Origin of the sequence: Veillonella rogosae JCM 15642 (assembly GCF_002959775.1) — a bacterium.
GTDB classification, from domain to species: Bacteria; Bacillota; Negativicutes; order Veillonellales; family Veillonellaceae; genus Veillonella; species Veillonella rogosae.
This window is the reverse complement of record NZ_PPCX01000009.1, coordinates 18479-33309: the sequence shown is the minus strand read 5'-3', so window position 1 is coordinate 33309 and position 14831 is coordinate 18479. Positions and strand designations below refer to the sequence as shown.

General features: G+C 39.5%; 11 protein-coding genes. 1 reads left to right on the top strand and 10 read right to left on the bottom strand.

The annotated features are described in order from the left end of the window. Positions 1-8: 8 nt before the first annotated feature. The 10 genes from VRHSUH09_RS04790 to VRHSUH09_RS04745 all read right to left on the bottom strand — a co-directional run bounded on the left by VRHSUH09_RS04790 (position 9) and on the right by VRHSUH09_RS04745 (position 12754). Positions 9-893, bottom strand: coding sequence for a LysR family transcriptional regulator (locus VRHSUH09_RS04790; RefSeq protein ID WP_054748522.1), 885 nt, complete (start codon positions 891-893; stop codon positions 9-11). A 189-nt stretch (positions 894-1082) separates the two neighbouring features. After that, positions 1083-2303 carry an MFS transporter gene (locus tag VRHSUH09_RS04785; protein WP_105081543.1) on the bottom strand — a complete coding sequence of 407 codons (1221 nt, stop codon included), beginning with the start codon at positions 2301-2303 and terminating at the stop codon, positions 1083-1085. 190 nt (positions 2304-2493) lie between these two features. After that, a complete protein-coding gene (locus VRHSUH09_RS04780) occupies positions 2494-3099 on the bottom strand; it encodes a ferric reductase-like transmembrane domain-containing protein (protein ID WP_054748524.1) in 606 nt (201 codons plus the stop codon). Positions 3100-3244: 145 nt separating this feature from the next. Further along, the gene (locus VRHSUH09_RS04775; RefSeq protein ID WP_105081542.1) at positions 3245-4516 is read right to left on the bottom strand and encodes a putative porin; all 1272 of its coding nucleotides are present in this window, start codon (positions 4514-4516) and stop codon (positions 3245-3247) included. Positions 4517-4769: 253 nt separating this feature from the next. Further along, positions 4770-5372, bottom strand: coding sequence for a ferric reductase-like transmembrane domain-containing protein (locus tag VRHSUH09_RS04770; protein ID WP_105081541.1), 603 nt, complete (start codon positions 5370-5372; stop codon positions 4770-4772). Positions 5373-5709: 337 nt separating this feature from the next. Further along, entirely contained in the window at positions 5710-6381 is a 672-nt protein-coding gene (gene narI, locus VRHSUH09_RS04765) for a respiratory nitrate reductase subunit gamma (protein ID WP_105081540.1), read from the bottom strand. Continuing rightward, complete coding sequence (narJ, locus tag VRHSUH09_RS04760) at positions 6378-6902, bottom strand: nitrate reductase molybdenum cofactor assembly chaperone (protein ID WP_054748527.1); 525 nt, start codon at positions 6900-6902, stop codon at positions 6378-6380. The genes narI and narJ overlap by 4 nt, the downstream gene beginning before the upstream one ends. Further along, the gene (narH, locus tag VRHSUH09_RS04755; protein WP_105081539.1) at positions 6902-8329 is read right to left on the bottom strand and encodes a nitrate reductase subunit beta; all 1428 of its coding nucleotides are present in this window, start codon (positions 8327-8329) and stop codon (positions 6902-6904) included. The genes narJ and narH overlap by 1 nt, the downstream gene beginning before the upstream one ends. Then, complete coding sequence (locus VRHSUH09_RS04750) at positions 8319-11996, bottom strand: nitrate reductase subunit alpha (RefSeq protein ID WP_105081538.1); 3678 nt, start codon at positions 11994-11996, stop codon at positions 8319-8321. Before VRHSUH09_RS04750 ends, narH begins: the two co-directional genes overlap by 11 nt. 71 nt (positions 11997-12067) lie before the next feature. Further along, complete coding sequence (locus VRHSUH09_RS04745; protein ID WP_105081597.1) at positions 12068-12754, bottom strand: Crp/Fnr family transcriptional regulator; 687 nt, start codon at positions 12752-12754, stop codon at positions 12068-12070. A gap of 355 nt (positions 12755-13109) precedes the next feature. On the opposite strand from VRHSUH09_RS04745, the gene VRHSUH09_RS04740 reads away from it, so the two are divergent. Beyond that, positions 13110-14447 (top strand): MFS transporter, encoded by a 1338-nt coding sequence (locus tag VRHSUH09_RS04740; RefSeq protein ID WP_054748530.1) that lies wholly within the window; start codon positions 13110-13112, stop codon positions 14445-14447. Positions 14448-14831: the final 384 nt, after the last annotated feature.

The following is a 14831-nucleotide window of genomic DNA, read 5'->3' as shown; positions in this document are numbered from 1 at the left end:
ATTCGCATTTAGAATTCATCTAATACTTGTATAAACATATCCTTAAAGGCTTCTACATAGGTGTTATCCTGACTCCTTTGAGATACGAAATAATAATGACGTTCCATGGTCTTACCATGATTCGTAAGAGCCTTTCTCTCTATTCCTGGTAGCGCATCTGTTAGGTATTTAAAGCGATCTAACAATAGCAAACCTTGTTGTCCAGCCACTAAATATCGAGCCTCTTCTAAAGTTCGGGCATACGCAAAAGCACCACTATAGCCCATTGCCTTTCGATAATGGTCTTCTTCCGTCAAAGTATATTTACCGCGACACACTAAAATCAGTGGCAAATCATCAATGGTCTTCAGCTCCACACTACCTGCATCCGTGTAGCCTTGTGGAACCTCGATGATAGTAGTGGCTTTATCGATCAACTGGCTTTCATAATCATCAGATAAAACTTGCCATTGATCATTAAATACTACATCTACACGACGATCTTGTAACATACCATATAATTCTTCATGACTGCCGCTATACATGCGAATATCTAGATTCCTATAGCGCTTTGCCATACGAATTACAGTCTGTTGCATCGCAATACCACTATATCGATTCAAATAGCCAATGCGCAAACTCACTCGCGCATCAGTACCAATGCGTGTCGTTTCTACCTTAACATCATGAAACCGTTCGAGTAACTTTTTACCAGATCGATATAAATATTGCCCTGCAGGTGTTAGGTGAAAGCTGCGTTTCTCCCGTACCATCAATTCAACACCAAGACTATTTTCAAGCGCTTTAATTTGTTGTGAAATTGCGGACTGGGACACATACTGCTCAGTTGCCGCTTGGGTAAAACTATTATTGTCTACTACACACACAAAATACTCTAACTGTTTTAATAGCATAACTATACACTCTCATCTCTCAACATCGTACGGACAACCACCGTACAACCACAACACAAACCAACCCCTCTCATCGGCTTCTGTTACCTATATTACTAATTATATTGAATTGTATGTAATTATGAAAGCCCCCAGACTACGCTCCATTGCTTTCACTAAGAATCACTTAATTGCGGTCCATTGCTTTCACTAAGAATCACTTAATTGCGATACATCACTTTCACTAGGAATCACTAAATTACGATAAATAAATAGCGCTGCTACAAAGAATATGGCTGCCGTAGTCCAGAATACAGCACCATAACCAAAAGTACGAGCAATCATACCACTAATAACAGGACCCAACACATTGCCCATCATAGCTACACTCGATACCGCACCAAACACAATGCCTCGTCGCTCAACAGGAACCGCCTTAGATATGAGTGTATTAGCAATAGGGGTAACGAACCCCATGAAGAAGCCTGCAATAGCACGGAATATACCAAGGCCCCATATACTAGGCATCATATATTGAAGTATAAACAAGGTCCCCACCGCCCACGTAGCAGTAAATACTATACGAGGCATAGTCACACACCTGGTTACCTTACTAATTGAAATCGATGCTAAGGCACTGAATAAACCGGCACCGAAGATAATAATACCTACGATAGTCGCCACAAACTCGTCGCTCATATGCATATAGTGCTTAATATATAGCGGTAAAATAGGACCTATACCGGTAATACCAAAATTACATAGGAATAGCATTCCTACTAGGAGTCGTACACGAGGTATAGATAAAAAATATTTGATCAGCGAAATTTCTGATACACTTTCATCCACCTTATGTTTGAACTGTAAATTGGGCATTAAGAAATAAATCCCTAACATACAAATCCCAGTCAATGCAGCAAATACGAAAAATGGTGCCCGATAACCCAAGAAGTCAGCCACAAGACCACCCATGAGCGGTCCAAAGACGAGCCCCATAACCATAGACGCTTGGTATAAGCCCATCGCCCAAGGCACTTTATTCTCAGGTGTTATAAGGACAATAATAGCTAATCCTATGGGCACATAACCACCCACAACACCTTGCAAAATACGTAGAATCAATAATTGCATGGGCGTCTGTGTAAAAGCACAAGCTCCAACAGTAATCATCAAAATAAACAATATGAGCATCATCACCTTACGAGGGCCCCATTGATTTGCCTTACGAGACCAATAAGGTGCACTAAGTGCTACCATTAAAGGTGTAACCCCAGATACGATCCCTGCCCACATAGCCGCCTGTCCTTGATCATGAAGTCCTAGCTCAGCCAAAAACAATGGAATAAACGAAACTACCCCTATAATGGTTATACCGCCACCAACCTGTATGGTACAGATTAAATATATAATTCGTTTCCAAGAAGAATCCATAATGACCTTCTTTCTTAACAATAACAAACAGCATATACTTACACAAATCCGTAGAATATATACTTATAGTCCTATTGTATCTCAAACAATAAAAAAAGACCATCTCTTCCTTGCAATAAGGTTTAGATATGGTCTTCTTACAACATAATATGATTACTTTTACTAAAGGAAAGATAAATTATACAGCCTATTATTTTTGTTTAAACATCCAATAGATATAATAAATCACTACAGCATAGGTAAATACATCAATAGCAGGCATAAATGGAACCATTTTAGCGAGTCGACCAAAGCTATGGATATGAAGATTGGCTGCCACGATAGCCACTAAATTTAAACGATGAATCCAAATCTTAGTATTACGAGAAACGGATTTAGACATGTTACCAATCCAAGTAGTTAGATATAAAACCCCAAATACTAATGCGATGAGCATCGCTGCCGTAGATACATAACCAGTCCAGAATGTCATTGGTTTGTTTAAGGCCTTAAGGAAATAGACGTACCAATGAATACAAACCATCACAACGCTAACAATACCGACAATACGATGCACTTGGTACATCTCCGCAGGATTATATCGTTTTATAAACCATTTTGGTCTAGTCGCGATATACGTTAGCACCAGCCAAGATATATAAGGTACGAGTCCAAGATGACGTTTCCAGAGCCAATGACCTTTACCAATGCTTAAATAACCGTATTCAAGCATCCCCATAAAGGCTAAGGACAATACCGCAATCCATATTAAAATATGGTATTTACTCTTAAACTGTTTTTTTACTACTTCTGCCATATAAACCTCACTATTTCTTATACAAACTACCAGTATATATCTAGTTGGCCTAATGTAGCATGCTAACAATTTCAATCCACATAGCATTCTACTTAGAACTTAAAACTAATTAGTTATTAAATCCAGATCCATCCTAAAATTAGAACTAGAATTTGAAGTTGAGGTCTGCACGGTAGTAATCATTTACACGATTACCATCTTGTGTTTTAGCATTGAAGCCATAGTATGCATTAATACCAATATTTTTCTCTGGAGCATAGGATGCACCTAATTGCCATGCTTTATAACCTTCATACCGTGTTTTCTTCAATAAATCATTAGATTCATATTTTTGCGTTTTAAATACAGGTGCATTTTTAGCTTGATCAAAGTAATCTAAGCGGATAACCCAAGAGTTCTTCTTGTTAATTTTATAATCGCCCCATTTAACGCCTACGTTCCAAACATCGGAATCACTCAAGCCAGATGCTTTTACCCACTCGCCATCAATACCGAATTTACCAACATTATATTTAGCATTAAAGCCATATACATTATCGAATTCGTTATTTGTCTTGCCATTACCCATACGTACATTTGTTGTACCTACACGAGCAAACATACCGCCAAAGCTAAAGCGATCATTAACAGCTACATTGGCATTAATAAGACCTACATCACCATTATCAGCTTTACTAGTCTTAGCAAAACGGCCTGCAGTCATATAACCATAAGCACCATTTAATGTAACCTTTTTACCTAGCTTCGCTGTAGCGCCTACACCATCAAAGTTAGAGTTGTAAATAAGACCGCCACCAAATTTTTGAGTGTAACGACCTGCATCTACTACAAAATTTTTACCAAATTTATGCTCTACATAAACTAGATCCCAATTAGGCTCTACCGCTTTAGCACTATCGCCTAACTCAATAGAACCTGTCGTAATACGAGCTTTTACAGATGTATTTTTATTAACCTTTGCATCTAATCCTAAACGTACACGAGCTGTAAGTTTATCTTCGTAATCATAACCATCGATACCCTCTTTACCGATGTAGTTGATACGAGCATCACCAGTAACTTTAACATTGCCTACGCGATCTTCTAATTTTGCAACACGTACACCAAGTGTATTCAACTCATTAGAAAATTCCTCTGCCAAACGATTCAACAATGCTTGTTGTTCAGCATTTGCACGATCTTGATTGGCCATGCCTTTTGCAATCATTTGAGCCATTTCGTAACGAGTAATGTTATTTTGACCTTTGAAAGTACCATCTGGATAACCATTGATAATACCAGCTGTAGCCAATTGATCTACAGCTTGGTAAGCCCAGCTATCGGACGGAACATCGGAAAACGGGTTAACAGCAAAGGCTGTAGCTACACCCATCACGGCTGCTACTGCAAAAGCACTAGTCATTTTACGTTTCATCATAATAAACCTCACACACTAAAAATAATAAAAAATAAAATGAGTAGATAATGAATATATGAACTTAATTATCATTATCAAACATAACATAGAAATAATAACAACTTTCATTAACAGAGTAAAGAGAAAATGTATATCAATCTCACAATTATATATACCTTTAACTAATAATATGGCCTATTTAATTTCCTAAACAATAAAAATATAACGAAAAAATCCCTTCTGTATAATACAGAAGGGATTTGTATGTATCTTATTATTTCTTTTTAAACATCAAGTAGATGCAGTAGATAACAAGGCCATATGTAATGATATCAAACACCGGAAGGAATGGTACCATTTTGGAGATACGTTTAAAGCCATGAATATGAACGGAAGCAGCTACCAATGCAACTAAGTTGAAACGATGCAGCCAAATACCAACATTACGGCTAGATGCAGTTACTTTTCTAAGTTTTGGAGTTAAAAATGCAAGGCCCGAGATTGTACCAATACTGAAGGAAGTAAGGGCTACATAGCCACCCCACCAACCGAGAACGGATTTAGCAGCTTTACCAAAATAGAGATATAAATGGAACGCAATAACAGCTACAGAAGCAATACCTAATGCACGGTGAATCTTGAACATTTCACCTAAGTTATAACGACTAGTAAACCATTTAGGGCGCGTTGCCAAATAAGTCATCACAATCCACGCGCACCAAGGTACAAGGCCTGTATATACTTTATAGTTACCAAAGGCACGACCACTCTCAATGTACCCCCATTCCAACAAACCGATCATAATTAAAGAAAATACTGCAATCCATATAAAGATATGGTAAATACTCTTATACTGTTTCGTTTCCACTTGATTCATCATAAACCTCTCTAACATAATTCCTGAAACGCCAAATTTACTTATTATATTTTATCATTTAAATCGAGATTTGTAGACTACTTTTATTAGATAGGTAGCATTCATTATAAGAATAATTCTAATTTAGTCTTTTATTCTTACTATATAAACAACTCCAAAGTGTTTCGGTAAAAGATAGGTAATTCAATCAGAAATAATGTTATAGTATCTAAACTCCGCTAAGCAAAATTGGCAAATAAAAGCCCCTTGTATTGCTTAGCATAAACTAATATCAATACAAGGGGCTTAGATTAATTTGTCATATCATGAAGGGCATACAAATCAATCATCATCCTAATTATTTTTCGTCACGTTTACGATATACAATGAACGGACGTGTTAAGTAGTTGAGTGGAACACTCAAGCAGTGTACCAAACGGCTGAATGGGAAGATAATAGCTACCACCATCCACGCTAACATGTGGAATTTAAACATGAATGGTACGCCTTCCATCAAGGATGGATCAGGCATAAAGGATAGTAAGCTACGGAACCAAGGACCGATAGATACGCGGTAATCAAAGAAACCAGATGCATTAAGCAATGTACCAGCCATACCGCTGAAAATGGCTAATGTTAAGAACAAATATAACCATTTATCAAGACCAGATGTATTAACTTTCATAGCAGGCACAGTAAAGCGACGTTTCATCAAAAGCAAGAAGCCTACGATAAAGATAATACCAGCTACAGCACCCATGTATAAAGCACCTTCATGGTACAAATGGTCATTAATACCGATTGCAGCAGTCCAAGTTTTAGGGATTAACACACCTACTACGTGACCACCGATAACGCAAAGCAAGCCAAAGTGGAACAATGGATTGGCAATGCGCAATTGTTTTTTCTCTAAAAATTCACTCGATTTTGTAGTCCAGTTTCTTTCAAAGTAGAAGAAACGAACCAAAGTACCTACGATTAAGAAGGTGAAAGCGATGTAAGGCAAAGCGCCCCAAAGGAATAGATTCATCGTGCACCGTCCTCCAATCCATTTGCAACAGACAAGATAATATCAAACAAGAATGCATAAGGCAATTTAGCCTCAATGAAGCGTTCTCTAATGTATTCCAATTTTGGCTTACAATAGTCGTAAATTTCTTTTGCTTTTTCATCATCGATAACGGCACATAATTCAAGAAGTGCTGGAACATAGTCTGGCATTTCTTTTGGCAAATCATAGTCGTTTTCTAGGAAGAAAGCTTTAAATTTAACGAGTTCTTCTGCTTGTTCCCCAGTACCTTGTAATTCATAAGTCGACAAATACATTGTTGTATTTTGACTAAAATCAAAGGTACGAACATATTGGTCTTCAAATTCTTTTTTATCGGATTCCTCTACATAGTCGAAGAATTCTAATAAACCTTGGCGAAGTTGAGGATGCCCAACGGATTGGGCGTCCTCTCTCCATTCAGGTAATTCGTTATACCATTGTTCATCAGGATAGCGTAGAAGAAATGACGCAATAAGAGCGATTTTCTGAGCATCCTTCATTATTGACATCCCCCTGTAGGGCAAGCAAAACCGCGATTATGTTGCATTTCCAGGCGACCTTCGCGAGATACTTTTACATCAGATGGAATAACAAAGCGATCATTGTATTTGGACAATGCCAACAATTTGTACATACCGTACATTTGATCCTCTGTTAAATCAACTTTGTGATCGATAGGACCGTCACCGGTTTCACGACGACGCATGTATTCACGCATGTCGAGAACACGTTGCAATGTACGAGCTAAGATTTCTGTATTACCTGCTGTAAACAAGTTAGCAAGGTATTGTACAGGTACGCGCATTTCATGTGCATCTGGCAAGTATACATCAGATGTTACACGTTGCAAGATTGGGCTGAGTGGTGGTACATACCAAACCATTGGCAATGTGCGATACTCAGGATGCAATGGCAATGCCACGCCCCACTCTTTTACAAGTTTGTATACAGGAGATTTTTGAGCTGCTTTAATCCATGCTTCAGAGATGCCTTCAGCACGAGCCGCTTTGATAACCTCTGGATCATGAGGATCCAAAATCAAATCTAATGTATTTTCGTAAATGTCTTGTTCATTTTTTGTAGCTGCCATTTCTTCAACTTTGTCCATGTCGTAGAATACAACGCCAACATAGCGCATACGACCTACACAAGTTTCAGCACAGATTTGAGGCAAGCCATTTTCTAAGCGTGGGTAACAGAATACGCATTTTTCAGCTTTATTAGTTTCCCAGTTATAGAAGATTTTTTTGTATGGACAAGATGGAACGCAATGTCTCCAACCACGGCATACATCTTGAGATACGAGAACCACACCATCTTCGTCGCGTTTATAAATCGCGCCGGATGGACATGCAGCTACACATGCAGGGTTCAAGCAGTGGTTACAAAGACGAGGCAAATAACGCATGAATACTTCTTCGTAGTCAAACACGATATCTTGGCCCATCTTAGTTAAGTTCACATCAGAGCGAGCATGTTGACCACCTGCTAAATCATCATCCCAGTTAGGACCCCAAGTAACTTCCATTTTTTGTTTCGTTACAAGGGAACGAGGACGAGCAACTGGTTGGTTATTTTTACGACCACCATGAATCAATGTTTCATAGTCGTAAGTCCAAGGTTCGAAATAATCCTTCAACTCTGGTTGTTCAGGATGGAAGAATAATTTCATCAAACGATTTGTTTTAGAACCTGTAGAAAGAGCTAATTTACCAGAGTTATCTAGCGTCCAGCCGCCCTTCCATTTTTCTTGGTCTTCCCAATTACGTGGATAGCCTACACCTGGGCGAGTCTCCACGTTATTAAAGTACATATATTCCGCGCCTTCGCGGTTCGTCCATGTATTTTTACAAGTGATAGAGCATGTATGACAGCCTAAACACTTATCCAAATTTAGGACCATGGATACTTGAGCTTTAATCTTCAAGCCAATCCACCTCCTTCAACTTACGAGCCACAATTGTCATATCACGTTGGTTACCAGTTGGGCCATAGTAGTTAAAGCCATAGCTCAATTGACCATAACCGCCAATCATGTGTGTTGGTTTCATGTGAATATGAGTTGGTGCGTTGTGTGTACCACCGCGACGGTCTTTCTTAACTTGCGTACCAGGAACGTTGATGTGACGATCTTGAGAGTGATGCATATAGGAAATGCCACGAGGAATACGTGGAGATACAACTGCACGAGCTGCAACTACACCATTTTTATTGAAAGCTTCTACCCAGTCATTATCTTTAACGCCAATTTCTGCTGCATCATCTTCGTTGAGCCAAATAGTTTGACCACCACGGAACAATGTCAACATTTGTTGGCTATCGAAGTACATACTATGAGTAGACCACTTATTATGTGGTGTTAAGTATTTCAATGTAATTTCTGGAATACCTTCTTGTTTGTAGTCACCTTGTACTGGTTTGTAGGACAATACAGGTTTGTACAACGCCATAGCTTCACCGTAATCGCGCATCATTTCATGATCGCAATAGAAGGATTGACGACCTGTTACGGTACGGAATGGTACTTTATCTTCTGTAGATGTTGTGAATGGGGAATAACGACGGTTTTTATCGTTTTTACCAGTACTTGTTACAGAGCTAATAATGAAGCGTGGTTGGCGAACCATGTCATCAAAGGTAATTTTTTCTTGTTCACGACCTTTTGCATTCTTTTCAAGATTAGAAAGACCAGTTTTTTCTTCCATTGCCTTCCAAGAACGAACAGCCAATTTACCATTTGTACAAGAAGACAATGTCAATACAGCATTACAAGCTTCTTTACATTCGTAAATGCTTGGACGGCCATGAGAAATGAATTCTGGATTATCGATTGTACCATTTTGTGCGTACAATGTTTGATATTCATCAGATACATCCCAAGCCAAGCCATGAGCACCCATTTTGTTTTCGATGTTAGGTCCCAAAGCAATGAATTTTTCAAAGATTTGGCCATAGTTGCGTTTTACATGAACGAGGTTAGGCATTGTTTTACCAGGAATTGGTTCACATTCGCCTTTGCTCCAGTCGAGAACCTTACCTTCTGGTTGAGCCACTTCACCTGGGCTGTCATGACCAAGAGGCAATGCTACGATGTCTTCGTATTCTGTGAAGCCAGACTCTTTTGCTACGCGAGATACTGTTTCTGCAAGGGTACGGAATGTATCCCAGTCAGATTTAGTTTCCCATGCGCAATCAACAGCAGCTTGGAATACGTGTACATATGGATGCATATCTGTAGAAGACAAGTCTTCTTTTTCATACCATGTAGCTGCAGGGAATACGATATCAGAGTACAAGCCTGTAGAAGCCATACGGAAGTCGATGTCGATTAAGAGGTCAAGTTTACCTGCCCCATCAGCTTCACGCCATTTGATTTCTTCTGGACGTGTAGGTGCATCGTCATCTTCTAATACCGCATTTTTAGTACCTAATAAATGTTTCAAGAAGTATTCATGGCCTTTAGAAGAGGAACCAATAAGGTTCGCACGCCATACAAACAAGTTGCGTGGATGGTTTTCTTTAGCCGCAGGATCTTCTACGCAGAATTGTAATTCTTTATTTTTCAACGCTTGCGCCACATATTGATTAATTTCTGCTTCTGTACCAGCACCAGCTGCACGAGCATCGTTAATCAAGTCTTGGCTGCCTTTATTGAAAGTAGGATATGATGGCAACCAACCTAAACGAGCCGCTAATACGTTGTAATCGCCAGGGTGACGATAACGAGGCTTAGCTAATTTAGATACGCGGTCTGCCAAGTCGATGCAATCAGAACGATATTGTTCTGTAGCAAAGTAGAACCAAGATGTACCATTTTGCAAACGAGGAGCTTTACTCCAGTCGTTAGCTGTCATGATACCGCCCCAGCCTTCAATAGGACGAAGTTTTTCTTGACCTACGTAGTGAGCCCAGCCACCACCGTTAACACCTTCTGTACCACAGAACATGATAAGGTTCAAGATTGTACGGTAAATCACGTCAGCATGGTACCAGTGGTTGATACCACCGCCCATGATAATCATGGAACGACCTTTAGTTTTTTCTGCATTGTCTGCAAACTCACGAGCTGTGGCAATAGCGATATCTGCTTTTACGCCAGTAATTTTTTCTTGCCATGTAGGTGTGTAAGGAGTGTCATCTGTATAAGATGTTGCCACTTCACCACCGATACCACGATCGATACCATAGTTAGCAAGAATAAGATCATATACAGTAGTTACTTTTACAGGACCATCTACAGTTTGTACTGTAATTGTAGGAATAGCACGTTCAATTACGCCTTCGTGCTCTTCATCTCCAAAGTATGGCAACTTAACAACAGTCACATCTTCACGTTGATCAAACACGGATAAGCGAGGGTCGATTTTAGCCCCTGTATCGCGATTTTCAAGGCGTAAGTTCCATTTTTGTGGATTTGTATGACGTTCGCCCATTGTACCATTAGGAACAACGATTTCATTAGTTGTATCATCGATTAATACCATTTGGAAGTTAGCGCCTTCCTCTTGGCGACCCAAATCCTTAGCATTCAAGAAGCGGCCTGGTTGTACAGTGCCGTTGATTTCTTCAACGCGTACAAGGAATGGCATATCTGTGAACTCTTTAGCATACTCTTTGAAGTATGGAGTTTCTTTATCGATGTAGTATTCTTTTAAGATTACGTGGCCCATTGCCATAGCAAGAGCCGCATCAGTACCGGCTTTTACATTGAGCCAAGCATCAGAAGAAGTTGTAGATTCCGCATAGTCAGGGGATACGGATACTACTTTAGTACCTTTGTAACGAACCTCTGTTAAGAAGTGAGCATCTGGCGTACGAGTCAATGGTACGTTAGAACCCCAAGTCATGATGTAACCAGCATTGTACCAGTCACCAGATTCAGGTGTATCAGTTTGTTCACCCCAAACTTGAGGGCTAGAAGGTGGTAAATCGGCATACCAGTCATAGAAGGACAATGGTGAACCACCCATTAAGTTAAGGAAACGAGCACCTGCTGCATAGGACAACATGGACATCGCTGGAATTACAGAGAAGCCTGCGTTGCGGTCAGGGCCGTATGTTTTTGCAGTATATAATAAGGATGCAGCAGTAATTTCTGTCGCTTCATCCCATGTGGAGCGCACAAAGCCACCCATACCACGGGCAGATTTGTATTTCTTCGCTTTTTCAGGATCTTCTACGATAGATTTCCAAGCTTCGATTGGGTTCTTAGCATTCTTTTTAGCTTCTCTCCAAAGCTCAGCCAATTCGCCGCGCACATATGGATATTTTACGCGCAATGGGCTATAGAGATACCAAGAGAATGTTGCACCACGAGGGCACCCACGTGGTTCGTAATCCGGCATATCATCTGGTGTTTCAGGGTAATCAGTAGCCTGATTTTCCCACGCTACAACACCATTCTTAACGTAGATATTCCAGCTACAAGAACCAGTACAGTTTACGCCATGCGTTGTGCGGACAACTTTATCGTAAGACCAACGGTCACGATAAAAATTTTCCCACTCGCGACCGCCATCTTCAGTTATTTGATGGCCGCTTGGAGATACGTTCTTCTTGCGAAGAAACTTAAACTTTTGAGACAACAAGCTCATCTCGTGTCCTCCTTCAAAACTACAAAAAAATCCTTTGTGCTAGCTGAGCTAACACAAAGGAGAAAATACTGTTATTCGATATTACTAATATTAGGGTCTATATTATCAACCTCTAAATCAAGCAATCCGATTAAAGCATCAAAATCACAGATTACTAGATGGTGTTTGTCATAGGCTACATAGCCCAACTTACGCAACTCACTTAGCATGCGATTTAAACTTTCTCTTGATGTGGCAGCAAATTCAGCCAACTCTTGATTTGTTAGGGCGATATCGATAAAGATACCATCCTCGCGCTCTACACCATAACTATTGGCTAAGCGCAACAAGGTAGAATAAAATGCTCCCTTCTTGCCATATAGTAGCAAGTCTCGGTATTTTGCCTGTTGACGACGCATATGTAATGTGTAGATTTGCATCATCGCAATAGCCAATGAATGATCTTTTGCAATAGCTGACTCTAACACATCATAGCGAATGGAATAAACAGAGCAATCCTCCCGAGCGATGGCGTTGAACACATACGTTCTTGTGTTCTCCTCATACAACGGAACCTCACCAATTACATTATTCGGACCTACTAGACGCAACGCAAAAATGTGCCCACTAGATTCGAATTTCTTAATGCTCATTCTACCTTTTAACACTACGTAAAAGTGTTCTGCCTTGTCCCCCTCGTGGAAGAGAAAATCACCTTTTTTAAGATGGAGTTCCTCGCCCGGCAAAGCAAGTAATTGGTTAATTAAATTTTTATCCATACCTTCACCACTCCATTGTACTTTTAAAATAAAATCCATTAGTTATACTAATCTATTTATAGTAAAAGTACATGTATTATATACTTTTTTGTATATATAAGATTATTATAACTTATTAATTTCAGAATATGTGTGTTTTATGTCACATTCACAAAAATTTTTACAATATATAATATATTTGTGATATAAGACATTGCAAATTTTGTTGATACAATAATTATAACTCAGTTCTCTAAGTAATTCGAATACTTTCTATAGAAATTCTATAGATTGCAATATTCATATACATTGACTGATAATTGTATCCTCCATGTCTTCATTGCATGTATAGTTTTTCAGTAAGGAGAAGTTCAAAATGAGCGAACTAAAAATGCCTCAAGTAGGGGCAAGCCGTAGCGAAATTGTGGCTAATTGGCAACCAGAAAATCCAGAATTTTGGGAAAAGTTTGGTAAAAAAATTGCTAAACAAAACTTGGTTATATCCACAATCGCATTAACCCTTTCATTCTGTGTATGGTACTTGTGGGCAACCATTGCAGCGCAACTCAACGGCGCAGGCTTTAATTTCACAACCGATCAATTATTTACATTAGCCGCATTACCAGGTCTTGTAGGTGCTACATTACGTTTTGTATATACCTACATGCCAGCCTTAATCGGTGGTAAAAACTGGACATTTATTTCCACACTTATTCTATTAGTTCCTGTTGTATGGCTCGGCTTTGCCGTTCAAGATACAACAACTTCTTATACGACATTCATGATCTTAACTGCCCTCATCGGTTTAGCGGGTGGCAACTTCTCGTCCTCCATGGCGTACATTGGCAACTTCTTCCCTAAATCCGAAAAAGGTACTGCTCTTGGTATCAACGGCGGTGTTGGTAACCTTGGTATTTCTGTAATCTACTTCTTGGCTCCATTCGCTATGGGTTCCGCTGCATTAGGTAGCGTATTTGGTGTAACACCAGCTATCATCAAAGGTAACGCAGTATACCTTGCCAATGCGGCTTTCATGTGGATTGTACCACTTGTTGTTATCCTTGCACTTATGACACGTTTCATGGATAACTTACCACTAGAAAAACCAAATCCTAAAAATCTTGTACAAATCTTTGGGAACAAACACACTTGGGCACTTACATTGCTATACACTTGTTCCTTCGGTGCTTTCTCTGGTTATGCGGCAGCACTTGGCTTATTAGTAGGTAAAGAATTCCCTGAAGTTCCATTTGCGTCTATCGCATTTGTTGGTCCTCTTGTATCAGGTGCCCTTCGTCCTGTAGGCGGTTGGTTAGCAGATAAGATCAATAGCGGTACAAAAGTTACCTTTGTAAGCCTTCTCGGTCTATGTGCAACAACAGCGCTAATTGCAGTTGGCGTAGATATGCACAACTTCCCATTCTTCTTTGCTATGTCCGTGTTGACATTCGTATGCTGTGGCTTCGCAACTGGTGCTACATTCCGTATGATTCCTCACGTATTTGGCAATCCATTGCTTTCCTCTTTAATTACAGGTTTCGTTGCTGCCGTAGCTGCATACGGTGCCTTTATTACACCTAAAATCTTCGGCTTTGTATATTCCACATTTGGTAATATCCATCCAGCCTTTGCTGTACTATTAGCCTTCAACATCGTAACTGTAGCAGTATGCTACTGGTTCTATGTGCGTAAAAGCGCAAACATGAACGTATAATTTTCTGGAAACAGAAAATTTACGTTCACTCCACAGTACAATAAAATATAATTCACTTTTCTAAACTAAGTGATAAAAGAAACCCCGCATCTCTCCTCCATACTTATCAGGTCTGCGGCCTAGGGCCTTGACCTCGTAAGTCGGATCGATGCGGGGTTCTCTTTTATGAAAATATAGTTATGAGTACAGTGCTCATACATTGTGAATTATATTTTACAGAGTATACGTGTGTATACCAAATTTTCTGTTCAAAATTATAGCCTTCATATTAAGGAAAGAAAAAGGGACTGCTCAGCAGTCCATTCATTCTAATTTGACGATATATATCTTTATCTCTATAATATAAATAGATAGTCAGACGAGTAGGAACGTCAGGCGCATCTC